This window comes from Maridesulfovibrio ferrireducens (assembly GCF_900101105.1).
GTDB lineage: Bacteria > Desulfobacterota > Desulfovibrionia > Desulfovibrionales > Desulfovibrionaceae > Maridesulfovibrio > Maridesulfovibrio ferrireducens.
In genome coordinates this window covers 789,854-805,266 of the sequence record NZ_FNGA01000002.1, presented here as the reverse complement: position 1 = coordinate 805,266, position 15,413 = coordinate 789,854, and the positions used below count along the sequence as shown (strand labels likewise).

At 41.3% G+C, this 15,413-nt stretch carries 13 protein-coding genes; 8 read left to right on the top strand and 5 right to left on the bottom strand.

Translation table 11 applies throughout. The features are described 5' to 3' along the window. The first annotated feature begins 11 nt into the window (after window positions 1-11). The 5 genes from BLT41_RS08435 (at window position 12) to BLT41_RS08415 (ending at window position 4,389) form a co-directional block, all read left to right on the top strand. Entirely contained in the window at window positions 12-701 is a 690-nt protein-coding gene (locus BLT41_RS08435) for an ABC transporter ATP-binding protein (protein ID WP_092160116.1), read from the top strand. Beyond that, window positions 701-1,486, top strand: coding sequence for an ABC transporter permease (locus BLT41_RS08430; protein WP_092160115.1), 786 nt, complete (start codon window positions 701-703; stop codon window positions 1,484-1,486). The genes BLT41_RS08435 and BLT41_RS08430 overlap by 1 nt, the downstream gene beginning before the upstream one ends. 185 nt (window positions 1,487-1,671) lie before the next feature. Then, the gene (locus BLT41_RS08425; protein WP_092160114.1) at window positions 1,672-2,931 is read left to right on the top strand and encodes a diguanylate cyclase; all 1,260 of its coding nucleotides are present in this window, start codon (window positions 1,672-1,674) and stop codon (window positions 2,929-2,931) included. 39 nt (window positions 2,932-2,970) lie between these two features. Then, on the top strand, window positions 2,971-3,621 hold the full coding sequence (locus BLT41_RS08420) for a carbonic anhydrase (RefSeq protein ID WP_092160113.1): 651 nt from the start codon (window positions 2,971-2,973) through the stop codon (window positions 3,619-3,621). 45 nt (window positions 3,622-3,666) lie between these two features. Next, a complete protein-coding gene (locus tag BLT41_RS08415; RefSeq protein WP_092160112.1) occupies window positions 3,667-4,389 on the top strand; it encodes a glycosyltransferase in 723 nt (240 codons plus the stop codon). A gap of 21 nt (window positions 4,390-4,410) precedes the next feature. Here BLT41_RS08415 and BLT41_RS08410 read toward each other — a convergent pair whose 3' ends face one another. The 4 genes from BLT41_RS08410 to BLT41_RS08395 all read right to left on the bottom strand — a co-directional run bounded on the left by BLT41_RS08410 (window position 4,411) and on the right by BLT41_RS08395 (window position 6,675). After that, the gene (locus BLT41_RS08410; protein ID WP_092160110.1) at window positions 4,411-4,884 is read right to left on the bottom strand and encodes a transporter suffix domain-containing protein; all 474 of its coding nucleotides are present in this window, start codon (window positions 4,882-4,884) and stop codon (window positions 4,411-4,413) included. Between the two features lie 50 nt (window positions 4,885-4,934). Continuing rightward, window positions 4,935-5,405 carry a NanQ anomerase/TabA/YiaL family protein gene (locus BLT41_RS08405; protein ID WP_092160109.1) on the bottom strand — a complete coding sequence of 157 codons (471 nt, stop codon included), beginning with the start codon at window positions 5,403-5,405 and terminating at the stop codon, window positions 4,935-4,937. A gap of 85 nt (window positions 5,406-5,490) precedes the next feature. Continuing rightward, window positions 5,491-6,093 (bottom strand): peroxiredoxin, encoded by a 603-nt coding sequence (locus BLT41_RS08400; RefSeq protein WP_092160104.1) that lies wholly within the window; start codon window positions 6,091-6,093, stop codon window positions 5,491-5,493. 30 nt (window positions 6,094-6,123) lie between these two features. After that, the gene (locus BLT41_RS08395) at window positions 6,124-6,675 is read right to left on the bottom strand and encodes a peroxiredoxin family protein (RefSeq protein ID WP_092160097.1); all 552 of its coding nucleotides are present in this window, start codon (window positions 6,673-6,675) and stop codon (window positions 6,124-6,126) included. Between the two features lie 237 nt (window positions 6,676-6,912). On the opposite strand from BLT41_RS08395, the gene BLT41_RS17435 reads away from it, so the two are divergent. The 3 genes from BLT41_RS17435 (at window position 6,913) to BLT41_RS08380 (ending at window position 13,667) form a co-directional block, all read left to right on the top strand. Next, entirely contained in the window at window positions 6,913-9,102 is a 2,190-nt protein-coding gene (locus BLT41_RS17435) for a HAMP domain-containing methyl-accepting chemotaxis protein (RefSeq protein WP_244512229.1), read from the top strand. A gap of 455 nt (window positions 9,103-9,557) precedes the next feature. Then, complete coding sequence (locus BLT41_RS08385; RefSeq protein ID WP_092160095.1) at window positions 9,558-11,153, top strand: SulP family inorganic anion transporter; 1,596 nt, start codon at window positions 9,558-9,560, stop codon at window positions 11,151-11,153. A gap of 345 nt (window positions 11,154-11,498) precedes the next feature. Further along, window positions 11,499-13,667 (top strand): transporter substrate-binding domain-containing diguanylate cyclase, encoded by a 2,169-nt coding sequence (locus tag BLT41_RS08380; RefSeq protein WP_092160093.1) that lies wholly within the window; start codon window positions 11,499-11,501, stop codon window positions 13,665-13,667. 5 nt (window positions 13,668-13,672) lie between these two features. On the opposite strand, the gene BLT41_RS08375 is transcribed toward BLT41_RS08380, so the two are convergent. Continuing rightward, complete coding sequence (locus tag BLT41_RS08375) at window positions 13,673-15,319, bottom strand: putative bifunctional diguanylate cyclase/phosphodiesterase (RefSeq protein ID WP_092160091.1); 1,647 nt, start codon at window positions 15,317-15,319, stop codon at window positions 13,673-13,675. Window positions 15,320-15,413: the final 94 nt, after the last annotated feature.

The following is a 15,413-nucleotide window of genomic DNA, read 5'->3' as shown; positions in this document are numbered from 1 at the left end:
CCGAGACAAAAATGAACATTCCACAACCGGATAAAGGTGAGCAGGGCGTTCCTGTTCTAGAATTTAAAAACGTGAATTTTAGTTGGCCCGATGGGCTTGAGTTGAATGATATTTCTTTTGCTGTGCCTGCGGGACAATTTGTTTTGATTTCAGGGCCGTCCGGTGCGGGCAAGTCTACTTTACTTCGTCTTGCCGTCCGGCTGGAAGAAGTACAGCAGGGCACAATTCTTTTGCGCGGTACTTCAATTGATACTTTTTACCCGCCGGAGCTTAGAACTAGAATCGGCTTTGTTCAGCAGACTCCTATTGTTCTGCCCGGCAGTGTTCGTGATAATTTATTGATGCCGTTCACTCTGCAAATTAGAAAAAAAACCATTACTCCAGATGATAAATTTCTCATGCAATGGATGGAAAAACTTGCTCTTGATGGAGTTTCGCTTGATGCGGAAGCCAGTTCACTTTCGGTGGGGCAGCGGCAGCGAATATGTCTTATCAGGTCTGTTTTGAGTAAGCCGGATGCTATTTGTTTTGATGAGCCTACAAGTTCGCTTGACCGCGAAAGCCGGGAACGGGTTGAGGAAGTTGCGGAGGATCTGGCAAGGCAGGGAATTGCTATATTAATGGTAAGTCACACCAGCTATCACCCGACATGTCCGCATATGCATATTACCGTGGCAGACGGCAAAGTTGAGGTGCTCTGATGACAACTTCTTTTATATCCATTTCATGGCCGCAGTTGATGATAGCGCTCAGTCTTGTGACTATTTCGGGCGCAGTTTCAGTGTTTTATCAATTGAAACTGGAGAAAGATCTTGCCATAGGTGCTGTTCGTACTTTCTTGCAATTATTTGCAATGGGCTATCTGCTGAACGTTCTTTTCGGGCTTAATAATGCGTTGCTGGTGATGGGATTGTACGCTGTAATGGCGTTTTTTTCAGTGCGTATTGTTCACGGGCGGGTAAAGGAAAAAAGTGTATCTTATTTGTTTCCTACAACGGTGGCAGTTCTTTTCAGCTGCACCCTCATTACGGCGTTGGTGACAAAAGTTGTTATCGGCGCTGATCCGTGGTGGACTCCTCAATATTTTATCCCGATTGGCGGCATGGTGGCGGGAAATTCCATGAACGCTCTTGCTATCTCGCTCGAGCGGTTGTTTTCCGAACTCAGAACTCGCCGCGATGAAGTTGAAATGATGCTTTGTCACGGAGCGGATTTCAAGGAAGCCACGGTTGATATTTTCCGCAAAGCTTTGCGCGCGGGCATGATTCCGTCGATTAACGCTATGATGGGTGTGGGGCTGGTTTCAATACCCGGTATGATGACAGGTCAGATTCTGGCAGGAGCAAATCCTGAAGAAGCTGTGCGTTATCAGATTGTCGTCATGTTTATGCTTGTTGCTTCAACCGCGCTTTCATCAATTATTGTTCTTCTGCTGGTGCGGAGACGTTGTTTTTCATCTGCTATGACCTTGGTTCTTAAAAAATAGAGTCAGGTTGCCTTCACCGCTTATTGCTTTGTTTCTCGTTATTTTGCCGTTCAACTAAAATTATAATCAGGTAACTTTGTTATGGTTTTGTAAAAAAGTGGCAGGATTTAACTTTCTTTGTTATTAATTAGTTCTAAGTCTGTTTTTTTTGCAGATTGTTAGAAACATTTAATACTAGGCCGCCTATGTTGAATGATAAAAATATACTTAAAAGGTATCTTCTTTTTGTCTGTTTAGTCGTCGGGCTTTGCATGGCGGGTCTTTTTCTTGCTTTGGCTTTGCGTAATAAGATTCTTTTGCAAGATCAGTTGATAGTTCAAGCCCGTGCAAATTTTAGAAACATTGTGCTTACGCGTCAGTGGATAGCTCAGCACGGCGGTGTCTATGTATTCAAGAGGCCCGGTGTGGAGTCCAATCCTTATTTAGAGCATCCGGATCTTCTTGCCGATGACGGGCGTGTGCTGACTTTGAAGAATCCTGCTCTCATGACTCGTGAAATTTCAGAGCTTGCGGGCAATGATGATCTCTTCGCGTTTCGTATCACCAGCCTGAATCCTTTGAATCCTGATAACGCTCCTGACTCATTTGAATCTCAGTCTTTGCAGTCCTTTAAAGCCGGAAAGAAAGAGGCTTTTCTCGTTGAGGATGATGTAAACGGGGGGCGCTTGCGCTATATGGCTCCTCTGATGGTAGATAAGTCCTGCTTAGTCTGTCATGGCAAGCAGGGATATGCAGTTGGGCAGGTGCGTGGCGGCATCAGTGTTTCCTTTAAGCTTGATGAAATAAATAAGTCTTTGCATCATAATTATTTTGTTATCGTAGCTCTTGGAGTTGTCACTGTCGGTGTTTTGCTGCTCATCCTGTGGCTTTTCTTTCGCAATATGCAGCAGCGTCTGGACAAGACTCAGGCCTTGTTAAAGAGGATGGCAACAACTGACGCCCTTACAAATGTGGCTAACCGTGCATCTATTATGACCCGTCTTACCGAAGGGTTTGCCCGTCATCGTAGAAAGCTTGTCTCACTTGGCTGTCTCATGATTGACGTGGATTTTTTTAAGTCGGTTAATGATAACTTTGGTCATCAGAAGGGAGATACCGTTCTGCAGGAACTTGCCAGTTTAGTCTCCGATTCCCTGCGTCCGTATGACTCTTTTGGGCGCTACGGCGGAGAAGAGTTTCTTCTCGTGCTGGATGGGGCTGATGCGGACAGTTTAGCTTTTGTGGCCGAACGTGTCAGGGCGATGATTGAGGAAAAATTGGGAAAGCAGTCTGATCTGTCTGTCCCTGTGACAGTCAGTATAGGTGCCACGTTGGCAACTTCGGCGGATCAGTCAATTGATGATATTATTCTTCGCGCTGATCTTGCATTATATGAAGCTAAAGATCAGGGCCGAAACCGGGTGGTTCTTTTGCTGGGAGAAGATTCGGATGATTCTGCGGATTGAAATTAACTGTAACCGTTCACATAATAAGTATTAAAAAATATGAAAGAGATTCGTAAATTTATCAATGGGTTCAAGAATTTTCGTGATGAATATTATTTCCGTGAAAATTCTCCTTTTTTAGAGCTGCAAAAGCACCAAAATCCTTCGACGATGGTTATAGCGTGTAGTGATTCACGAACAGACCCTTCCCTGATTCTGCAATGTGAACCGGGTGAGATTTTTGTTGTGCGGAATATTGCGAATATTGTTCCCCCTTATGAACCTGACAGTAAGCATCACGGGGTTTCTTCTGCTCTTGAATATGCTGTGAAGTTCCTTAAAGTTCAAAATATAATGATTCTTGGTCATAGTTCCTGTGGTGGTATTAAGTCTTTGATGGAAAATAAAATTTCGGACGAAGACGAATTTATCAGCATGTGGCTTTCCATTTTGAGTTCTGTACGGGATAAAGTTTTCGCTCAGTATCCGACTTTAAGTGTGGAAGCGTGTACAGCCTGCGAGATGGCAGGAATTCTGCATTCCATGAATAATCTTCTGAGTTTTCCGTGGGTTGCGGAGCAGGTCAAGAATGGCAATCTGGAAATTCATGGCTGGTATTTTGACCTTAAAGACGGTCAGCTTCTAAGCTATAATGATGAAAGTCATCTGTTCGAGCCATTAACTTTATCATATTTGAATGTGAAAGGTTAGGCTGTCAGCCTGATTGAACAATATTATTAGCTAGGGAGAAATGGTTTGGAATTCAGTCATTTTGTAATCACGCGTTTTAATGTAAATATCTATCCTAAAGATTTTCCTGCACGTCTGGAGGAGACTTGGCTTTCTCTGCGTCTTGATTATTTTCAGAGGTTTTGTTTTCCCTCTATTTGTGCGCAAGAGAATCAGAATTTTAAGTGGCTGGTACTTTTCGATGAAAAGACTCCCCAGCTCTATAGAAAGCTTATTCAGGCTTACAGCAAGTATTCCAATTTTATTCCCTTATTTTGTGGAGAGTACTCCACTATTTTACCTCAAGTAAAAGCATGTATGCAGGATATGGCTCCTGATGCAAACTGGCTTCTCACAACCCGGCTTGATAGTGATGATGCTCTTGCAACCGGATTTTTTAAGGCTCTTCATAATATTGCAGGGTCTTTGAATGAGAGTCAGCTGGGTGAGTCCGAAACACTTTATATTAATTTCCCTAAGGGGCTCCAATATTTTGAAGGTAACTTTTACGACTTTGAAGACATTACCAACGCCTTTGTAAGTCTGATCGAACGCCCTGCCGATCCGCATACTGTTTTCTGGGTTGATCATCCCGCAATTTATGATGTCGCTCCAGTTATGCAGGTTCAAACTCGACCTTTATGGCTGCAAAATGTTCACGAGACTAATGTGTATAATTACGTTCGCGGAAAACTTCTTGAACGTCGTGATTTTTCGAAAGATTTTAAATGCAGCTTTGATGATAGCTAAAATGGTTTAGTCGGCTTGGATTTACTCAGCACCGGGCCAGTCAAAAAGATGCTTCAACCTATCCCAGAATTGACTGCCCAGAGTTAACATTGAAGTCATGAAGAGAAGCTCACTCAAGATTAATGCTCCGGTAAGAATCCCGTGGTCCAAAGGCAAGAAGAAAATTTCGCTAAACAGAACGTAGTAATATGGTAGCAAGCTCGCTATCATTAACCCTACCCCTATGCGATGTCTGGTTCTGCTTATTCGTTTAAGGCTGGGCGTTTTTTTGAATATACTCATAAAGCGGGTCTTCATAAGTAAGATGAATTCTTTGCCTAAAAGAGCCGCTGCGCTGAGAAAAGCAACTTCTCCCGTCGCTAGAAATATTACGGCAAAAGTTCCTGATTTGGCGATGTCGACATCAATAAACGGGAGCATTGCAAAGACTAAGAACGGCAGAAAGCTGTAACTGATAAGAATTATTCCCAGATAATATTTCCAGTCTTTGTTCATCGTGCTCACCTTAAAAAGTAAAAGTGGTTATTTGAATGTTTATTAATAACCTAAGAAACAAGCGCACTCACAGCTATTTTAACAACAACTTTTTTCACAGCTTCCGGTTTATTGCCAACGGCGAGTCCCGGCATATGTCCGTCTTCCGGGAAAAAAGCCATGAATATTCCCGGAACAAGCGTGGACAGGCTCGGTGTTACGGGGAGCGGTTTCAAAAATTCCACGTCACGCTCAGGGGCGTACAGGATTTCCGTTTCCAGACTTGGCAAGTCGGCCCAGCCAAGGATTTCCCGTCCGGAAAGCAGAAACTGAATATCCACATATTTGCGGTGAGCCTCAAAGCGTCCCTCTTCCTGAAGTTTGGTATGGTATTCACTTACCTGTGCAAAGACTTTCTCTCCGTCGATCACATGTCTGCCGGGCTCAATAGAAATATCCAGCTCACGGAGAAACTCAAAAGCTTTTTCCCATGCTGGGCCGAAATTATATATTGAAGACTGTTCCAGATTGTCTAAAATCATGATGTTTTCCTGCCTGTTTTTACCATCTTTAGTTCGGCTAGTTTAAATCAATTAATAGTTTGCATCGTGATTTTATCAAGACTTTTTATTTATTAATTTTTCTGAGTGAACGGATAATTTCGCCTAAATCCGGACGTGTGTTTATGTCGTGAACATCAATGTAGCGGATGATTCCCTTCTTATCTATTATGAAAATTGCCCGCTCAGTGGTTCCGTCTGTTCTAAGAACTCCATATAATTGTGCAACTTTGCCGTGAGGCCAGAAATCAGAGAGTACGGGGAACCATACTCCGCCTTCATTCATCTGGCGTGTCCATGCATATTGGGTCGGAATATTGTCTGCTGTAATACCCAGTAGGATTGCATCATTCTGTTCAAAGAGCTCCTGTGCAATATTGTATCCGGGCCATTGGTCCGAGCATATTGGAGTGAATGCTGCGGGGACAAAGGATATTACAACATTTTTCTTACCACTAAAGGATGAAAGTTGCACAGCTTTACCAGCAAGAGATGGTAGAGCAAAGTCCGGTGCGGTTTCACCGACAGCAACCTTAAGCACGCTGTCCACTGGTTTAAGTTTACCGGTTTGATAAACAAGTTCGGCAGGAACTTTCGCCCATGAAGGCGCGGCGCATATACATATCAGAAGGGCGGCAAGTGAACTGTAAAGACGTAGGTATTTAGTCATGTTTGTTCCTTTATTTTTTCAGACTTTCTATTAGTCTGCGGCTTTTTGCAGACTTATCAGAAACTTCTTAGGATCTTTCATTCTTCCCGCAAAAGATGAAACAGTTTTAAGTTTATTTTTATCCTTTAGGTCAACCATAAAAAAATGTGGTGTTCCGGGCTTTCCGACTTCTTCATATATTTTAAAATCAAGATCATCAAAAAGTGGAAATTCTATTTGGTATTTTTTTCTGAAAAAATTTACTTCGAAGTCAGAATTTCCAACGCCTACACCTATAAGCTTTATGCGGGCATTTGATTTGGACTTTTTGAGGGCCGCAAACAGTTTGTTAACGCTTGGAGCCTCCGCCTGACAGTGTGGGCAGTACATGCTGAAAATTTCAATAATAACAAAGTCAGCATCAATATCTTTAAGCTGCCACGGGCCATTGCCGGATAATCCAAGGTAGGAAAGCTGAACTGCGGTCTGGTTGCCAGTCAGGGTAATGTCGGGGAAGTTTTCTCCTTTCTGCATAGGTTCAGCAAAGGCGGCTCCGGCAAACAGAAAGACAGTTAATATTGCGCTTGATAAATATCGAAACATAGTTGCACCTCTTAGTTTTTAATCTCAAATAATGACCGAAAGAATAGAGAATAGTCCAGTGTTAAAATACTAGATTCGGTCTGGCACCGGTTGAAGTTTTTTAATCCGGGGCAGGAAATATAATAATCAGATTAAATGTTTTTATTGAACTGAAACAAAAAAAAGGTATATTGGTTATAACTTGCGGTTTTTTTACTTAGGCTGTTTTCGTGGGACTCATAACTCGGGAGTGAACAAATGTTGAAGAATGTTAAGCTTGGAGTTAAATTGGGGCTCGCTTTCGGCCTAATTATTACACTTCTGGTTGTTGTTATTTCTGTTGATCGCTATGCCGCTAATTCTATGTCTTCGGGATTTAAAAAGCATATGGAAGTGGACATGGCTATTGGTCTTCACGCGGGTCGTATTGAGTCTTTGATGCTTCAAAGCCGCCGAAACGAAAAAGATTTCATGCTTCGGATGGATAAAAAATATCTGGCGAGACTTGATGAAAACATCGCGCAATTGACTGATCAGGCAAAAGCAATTGTCAGGTTAGCCGGTGAGAATGGAAATTCAGAAATTGAAGGATTAGCTTCCGGTGTAATTGGTTTTGCATCCAGTTATAAAAGTTCATTTCGGAAGCTGGTTGAGGCTTATGAGACAAAAGGGTTGGACCCTAAATCCGGTTTACAAGGGGAGTTCAGACGTGCGGCTCATGCATTGCAGAATTTTTTCGGAGAAAGGAATGTAGACGAATTGTACATTTCTCTTTTGCAGATTCGCCGTTATGAAAAGGACTATATCCGCACCGGTTCTCCTAAGTATAAAGACAAATTGCTGAACGCTATTACTATATATGAAGAGCAGCTTAACGTTAGTAAGTGTTCTGATTCTGCTAAAGTAGAACAGCAGAAGGGGCTCAAAGAATATTCTGACGCACTGAATGGTTATTTGAGAAATCCTGAAGCCAGTTATACAGGAACTATGCGTTCTGCCGCTCGCATTATGGAGCAGGCTCTTGGTTCCATATATATTCCCAATGGTAATGCTCTTATACTTTCGATCCGCAAAGAGGAAAAAGACTATATTCTAAGGGGTGCTAAAAAGTACGCATCAAATGTAGAAGCCGGATTAGAGCGTTTGACTGAATCTGTGAATCTTTCTGAAATCTCGGATGCAGATAAAAATGAATCTAAAGCTTATGTTGCAAAATATGAGAAGGCCTTTAAGTCTCTCGTTGAAGAAGACATAATTATCACTGAATTGACATCTGCGATGCGTGCGGAAGTTCATAAAATTGAACCTGCTGTTGACAGTATTTCAAAAAAAGCAATGGCGCTTGCTGATGTAACTGCGAAAAAAACTGCTGAGCATGTTGATATGCTTGGAACTATAAGTATAACCATAGGTCTTTTGGCCATTGTTGCAGGAATTTTGTTTGCATGGTGTATTGTAAAAATAATTACCGGGCCGATTATCAAGGCTGTAACGTTTGCTCAGGAAATTAGAAGAGGAAATCTTACTGCAACGGTTGATATTCATCAGAAGGATGAAATTGGAATGCTTGCTGATGCATTAAGGCAGATGGGTGAGAAGTTGGCTGATATTGTATCTGATATTACCGGTGCATCTCAGAATGTCACAGCAGGAAGTGAAGAATTGTCATCTTCGTCCTCTGTGATGGCTCAAGGCTCTACAGAACAAGCTTCTTCAATTGAGGAAATTGCGGCATCAATGGAAGAGATGGGGGCGACTATAAGGAAAACCGCTGATAATGCAAAAGAAACTGAAAGGATTGCAGTTGAATCCTCTAAGGACGGTGAAGAAAGCGGGGTAGCTGTAACTCAAACAGTTGAAGCTATGAAGAATATTGCGGAAAAGATTTCAATTATTGAGGAGATTTCACGGCAGACTAATCTTCTTGCTCTTAATGCCGCTATTGAAGCCGCTCGTGCCGGAGAGCACGGAAAAGGTTTTGCTGTAGTTGCCGCAGAGGTCAGAAAACTTGCAGAAAGAAGCGGGCAATCCGCTGCTGAGATCAGCGAGTTGTCGAGTTCCTCTGTTGCCACCGCAGAGGCGGCCGGACGTATGCTTGAGAAGCTGGTTCCTAATATCAAGAGGACCGCTGATCTTGTTCAGGAAATATCAGCAGCCTCGGAAGAACAGGATTCAGGAACTCAGCAGATTTCAAAGGCTGTTGAACAGCTGGACATGGTCGTTCAACAGAACGCTTCAGTTTCTGAAGAGATGGCTTCGACCTCTGAAGAGCTGGCGAGTCAGGCGCAGCAGATGCAGTCGTTAATGAGCTTTTTCAAGACAGATGGTGAGTTCGGAGATTCTCCTTCAATGCGGGCTTTGGAGCAAAAGCGTTCAACTCCAGAAAAGTTAGACGGTGCCCCTCTTGATTTGAGTGATGATCTCAGTTCTGAATTTGAACGGTTTTAAGTTTGTTTATTAAATGAGTTGCACCAGCCGTCTAGTGTTGACGGCTGGTGTTTTTGTTGAAGAGATTATGCAATTTTGAATTGCGACGTGGAATGTTGACTAAAGCTTTAAAGCCATATAATCACCGTCTGCTTGAGGATAAGTCTTATATTTATGCACACCGTTTCGATGTACCCCTCTTTCGTACTTCTTTCCGTTTCATAAGTAATAGCAATCATTTTAAATAAAGAGCCTTGTCAGGGGCTTTAATTACTATTGTAGTAATTAAGATATAATAGCGTTCTGTTCCGGATTGCCGGGATTGTTTTTCTACGTGATATTTTCGGCTTGGATTTCAAATATTTGATTGAAGGCCATAGGAGCGATTTTTTATCGCTCCATATTGCGCCGTATTATGTTAGGCTGGGCCTGTGTGTCTCGTCTTTTTTTTGTTAATAAATAAAAAGGAATTATTGATGGAAGCCAGTCATACTTTAGTATCGAATTCAAAGGGCAGTATTCAAAGTGATATTTTTTCAGGGCTTACGGTGGCGTTGGCATTAGTGCCGGAAGCAGTAGCATTTTCTTTTGTAGCAGGAGTTTCTCCGATTGTAGGTCTGTACGGTGCATTCATGATGTGCATTATGACCTCCATTTTAGGTGGACGCCCCGGCATGATTTCAGGAGCTACAGGCGCAATGGCCGTTGTTATGGTTAATCTGGTCCTGGAAGGAAATGCTTTGGGTGGAGCCGGTTCTCATGCTGGACTTCAATATCTGTTTTTTACTTTGCTGCTGGTAGGTATTTTTCAAAGTCTGGCTGGAATCTTTCGCTTAGGAAAGTTTATAAGAATGGTTCCAAGGTCCGTTATGATGGGATTTGTAAACGGGCTGGCAATTGTAATTTTTCTATCCCAGTTAAATATGTTTCAGGCTGAGGGCACATGGATTCAGGGAGAACCTCTCTGGATAATGATAGGATTGGTAGCTTTGACAATGGGTATTTTATTCACAGTTCCTATGGTTTATAAAAAAGCACCGGGCGCACTCATAGCTATAATCGCTGTTTCTCTTCTGGTTATTTTTGCTCAGATTGATACGGCAACAGTTCTCTCTTTTATTAAGGTTAATGGAGGCACAGGAATAAAAGCGGGACTTCCTACTTTTGCAATTCCTCAGATTCCTTTCACTTGGGAAACTCTCACCTTTGTTACTCCTTACGCCTTGATTCTGGCAGCCATCGGACTGATTGAATCTTTAATGACATTAACTCTTATTGATGAATTGACTGACACTCACGGAAGCGGAAACCGTGAATGTATAGCTCAGGGTGTTGCTAATTTCACCAACGGGTTGTTCGGCGGAATGGGCGGATGTGCAATGATCGGGCAGAGTATCATCAATATTACTTCCGGTGGTCGCGGTCGCCTATCCGGTATCACCGCCGCTGTTGCCTTGCTGTTCTTTATTTTGTTTACTTCTACTTATATTGAAATGGTTCCTATTGCCGCGCTGGTCGGTGTTATGTTTATCGTCGTCATCAAGACTTTTGCATGGAGCACATTCAATATAGTGAATAAAGTTCCTAAATGGGATGTTGCTGTTATCGTTCTGGTAACTTTTCTCACCGTCAAATATGATTTGGCTATTGCTGTAATCTGCGGTGTTATTATCTCCGCTATGATTTTCGCATGGGAAAATGCACTTAGAATTCGTGCCAGAAAGATTGTTGATGAACATGGAATCAAACATTATCAGATATACGGACCGTTATTCTTTGGTTCCACAACATTATTTCTAAGTAAGTTTGATGTGAAAGATGATCCGGAGAATATTATTATCGACTTTCAGGAGTCCCGTATAATGGATCAATCCGCAATTGAAATGGTCAATAAAGTTACCGAGCTGTATTTGCGGTCGGGCAAGACTGTTCATCTGTGGCATCTTAGCAAGGATTGCGTCCGCTTGATTAAGAAGGCGGAGAAGATCTGTGTTGTTAACGTGCTGTCCGATCCTGACTATTTCGTCAGTGTTGATAATTATAATAAACTTCAGGATGAGTTAAAGGCGTAGTATTTGCTGATCATTTTACTTGCAATTATCAATTCAAAAAAGGCTTAGAAGATTAATCTTCTAAGCCTTTTTATTTTGTTCGTATGTCTCGTCTTAAAATAGATTTAAGCTAAAAAGACCTATTCTATGAAACACTTTGGCAGTAATGCCGATTCACAAGCGATTTCATCCACAAAAGATTAATGTGCAAAAAATGATTAGTGGCGTTACGAATTGAACCGTTAGCATATAACATTAATATATAGAAGTGCCCACATTCCGTGTTATAAATTGTTTTAAGTGTTTGTCCTTAAATTAAAAGCATAGTATTAATATGGCAGTCTATTTTGTAAAATTTGGGAATATATGAAAAATATTGTTGTTTTTATGTTGTTTTTCTTTTTAGTTTTTCCTTTTTTCGGTGCTACTTCTACTTCTGCTGCTAAATCATTTTCTCATGTTGAACTCACAAAAAAAGAGAAAGCCTTTATCAAAGCTCATCCTGTGATTACTCTGGGGACAGAGAAAGACTGGGAGCCGTATATCGTTGTTAACGAAGATGGTTCTATTTCTGGATTTGATAAGGGAGTGCTCGATAAAATAAATGAACTGACTGGATCTAATTTTCAATTGCTGCCTGGAAAATGGGTTGAAATGCAGAAAAAGGCTAAATTGCGACAGATTGACGGATTGAGCACAGGCATCGCCCATGAGGAACGCAAAGCATATCTCAATTTTTCCGATGTTTATTCAATTATACAAAAGATGATGCTGGTTCCGCTGGGAAATCCTAAAAATATTAAATCTGATAGAGATTTAGATGGCAAAATTATTGCTGTCCATAAAGGTAATATGGCTGATGAAAAATTAGCCCGTTCGTTTAAGAATTCCAGTGTTTTAGAATGTGCGACTATAGAAGAAATGATTAAAGCTGTTGTTAACAACAAAGCCGATGTTACATTTGGAAATGGTGGAACACTGTTTTCTGCAAACAAACTTGGTCTTCCATATTTGCAGATAGCATATCCTTTGGGAGAATATCTTAAATTTGTTTTCGGAGTTCGAAATGATTGGCCCGAAGCAATCGGGATTCTCAATAAGGGGCTTGCCGCAATTCCCGAATATGAAAAGAATCAACTTCGCCGCAAGTGGCTTGTGGGTGATGTAAATCACGATCCATATATTGATTCTCTTAGATTTGATGCTGATGAAAGAGCTTATCTGTCTGGAATTGATTATATTTCCATGAGTATTGATCCTAGCTGGATGCCTTATGAACAGATAGATAGAAAAGGTCAGAGTACAGGAATCACTGTAGATTTTATGAATCTTTTATCGCAGCGGATAGGGAAGGATTTTCGGCTTATCCCTACTGATTCATGGGAACAGACTCTATCCTTCGCTCGTGAGCGTAAGTGCGACATTCTTCCGTCTGCTATTTCTACCCCGACGCGCCGGGAATATTTAAAATTCAGTTCTTCATATATATCCTTTCCGTTGGTTGTGGCGACTGCTCTTGATAAAATGTTCATAGATGATTTTGACAGCGTTGCCGATCAAACTTTTGCCGTTACCAAAGGATACGCTGCAATTGAATTGCTACGTAATAAGTATCCGAATATAAAAATTATAGAGGTTGAAGACGCGCTTACGGGGCTTGAAAAAATCCACGAAGAAGGCGTTCTGGGATACATTGATACTGTTCCTGCAATCAGCTATCAAATTCAAAAAAATGGTATGTTTGATGTTAAAATTTCCGGGAAGCTTGATCTGATCTATGACCTGTCTGTTGGAGTAAGAAATGACAGACCTCAGTTATTATCAATTTTGAACAAGGCTATTGCTTCTATTTCATATGAAGAGCGACAGGGAATTCTTAATCGCTGGATATCTGTTCATTATGATAAAGGAGTGGATTATTCGCTGGTTTGGAAGGTTTTAGCCGTGTTGGTTTTCTTCATTTTGCTGTTGCTGTATCGATATAATATTATTTCAAGGTATAATAAGAAGCTTCTTTTAATGAATTCAAAGCTGGATTCTCTCTATAAAACCGACAGATTAACGCAAGTTTTCAATAGATATATGCTCGATAGTGAAATGGAGAGGGAGCTTGCCCGGTCCGTCCGTTATGACACTCCTTTCTCCGTGATTTTGTTGGATATAGATTACTTTAAAAGAGTTAACGATATATATGGGCATCATGCCGGGGATACCGTTCTCGTGGCAATTTCATCATTGCTTTCAATCAGTGTAAGAGAAACGGATGTTCTTGGACGCTGGGGAGGCGAAGAGTTTTTGATTATCTGTCCGGAAACGAAGCTTGACGGTGCAGTACAGCTTGCAGAGAAACTGCGCGGAAAAATTGAAGAGTTGCATTTCCCGGTGATGAAAGAGAATGTAACAGCAAGTTTGGGTGTGGCTGCTTATGTAAAGGGTGAAACAGGTGAAGCCCTTATTAAACGAGCTGACGCCGCCCTTTACAGAGCAAAAGACGGTTCTCGAAATTGTGTGATCGTTGCAAAGAGTGGTTCTTGAGATGTCTATTGGGTAGATATATCAAACGCATCTTGCTCAGAAAGCGGCATAGACAGGTAGAAGCCTTGCACCATATCGCAATCTAGTTCTTCAAGAATTTTAAGTTGTGATTTCATTTCAACTCCTTCGGCAACTACTACCATATTCAAACCATGAGCAAGATCTATGACTGATTTCACAATCTGTTTCGCACTTGCGCTTGATTCAATTCCTTTAATGAAGCTCTTATCAATTTTAAGGATGTCAGTCGGGAATTTGGTCAGATAGGTCAATGACGAGTAACCTGTTCCAAAGTCGTCAATAGCACATTGAATGCCTAACGCATGCAAAGCATCAAGTTTCTGAGACGCGAGATCAGGGTCTGCAATAATAGCTGATTCAGTCAGTTCAATTACCAGTGAATCTGTAGGAATGTTGTATTTAGTAGTGGTTTGCTCTGCGAAATGGACAAATGTCGGAATTTTCATATGGTATGCACTGATGTTGACCGATATCTGTAAGGATGAGCATGATGGGTTCTTTCCCAGCCAATCAGCCCATATTCTACAGGCATTATCGAGTACATAGCGGTCCAGCTTAAGAATTAATCCGGTTTCTTCGGCAAGCGGAATAAATTGTATGGGGCTGATTAAGCCTTTGTCAGGGTGATTCCAACGGATAAGAGCTTCGAAACCTTTCAGTGCCAGTTCGGGTTTAAGTGTATATTGGGGTTGGAAGACTAGATAAAATTCGTTGTTGAGCAAGCCGTTATGAAAATCATTTTCAAATTTAAGAAGATCCTGAGCTGAGTTCAGCATGGATTCGACAAAGAAAGAGAAATAATTTTTTCCGCGTTTTTTTGAAATTCGCATTGCCATGTTTGCTTTGTTGATGAGATCTTCGGGATGATTGTCCCCATGCTTATCGGTGCAAATTCCATAGCTTATGTCTAGACTAAACTCCACCCCGTCAATGGTATAGGGCGCTTGCAGTGCTTTTTTAATGTTTTTCATGAACCAGACGGTTTGCCGTGGGGTCACATTTTCAATAAGGATGACGAAGTCATCTCCGCCCAATCTGGCCACAGTATCAATGTTTCGTACTGCTCCCGTTATCCGGTCAGCTGTTTGAACAAGAATCTCGTCTCCGACAAAATGTCCGAAACTGTCATTTACCCGTTTGAAATTTAATATGTCTATAAATGCAACAGCGAATCCTTTGTTCTTGTTATTATGTTTATTAACCAATGCGAGACTGATCTTACGCACGAGCAGTCGTCTGTTCGGCAGTCCCGTCATATAGTCGTGAAGTGCCTGTTTTTTCAGCTCCACATTAGAATTTAGTAATTTTTTAAATAACCCGACATTGAAATAGGCCGAGGCAAGAACAAAAATAGATCCCAAAAAAAGAATGGGGCCGAATATGGCATTAAAATCAAAATGATAGTGGAATATTACGGAAAAGATAACAACCGAATAGCCGATCATAAAGGCGCAAATGAATGAAATGAGAATTGCGAAGCCTGTTTTGGTTACCTTATACAGGTTTTCTTCATTGGTACGGATGTGTTTGATCAAAGCAATATAACAAGCTGCGCCGGCTATTAAAATAAGTAGTCCAATGCCTATTTCTGTAAAAAAAATAGTGTTACCGGTGTCTTTTAAAATGTGCATTATCAATGAATATCTCGCTGCATGTGTACTGTCAACAAAAGTGAACAACCTTATAACATGATATGTTCAACTCAATAAAATAATGACAAAAAAG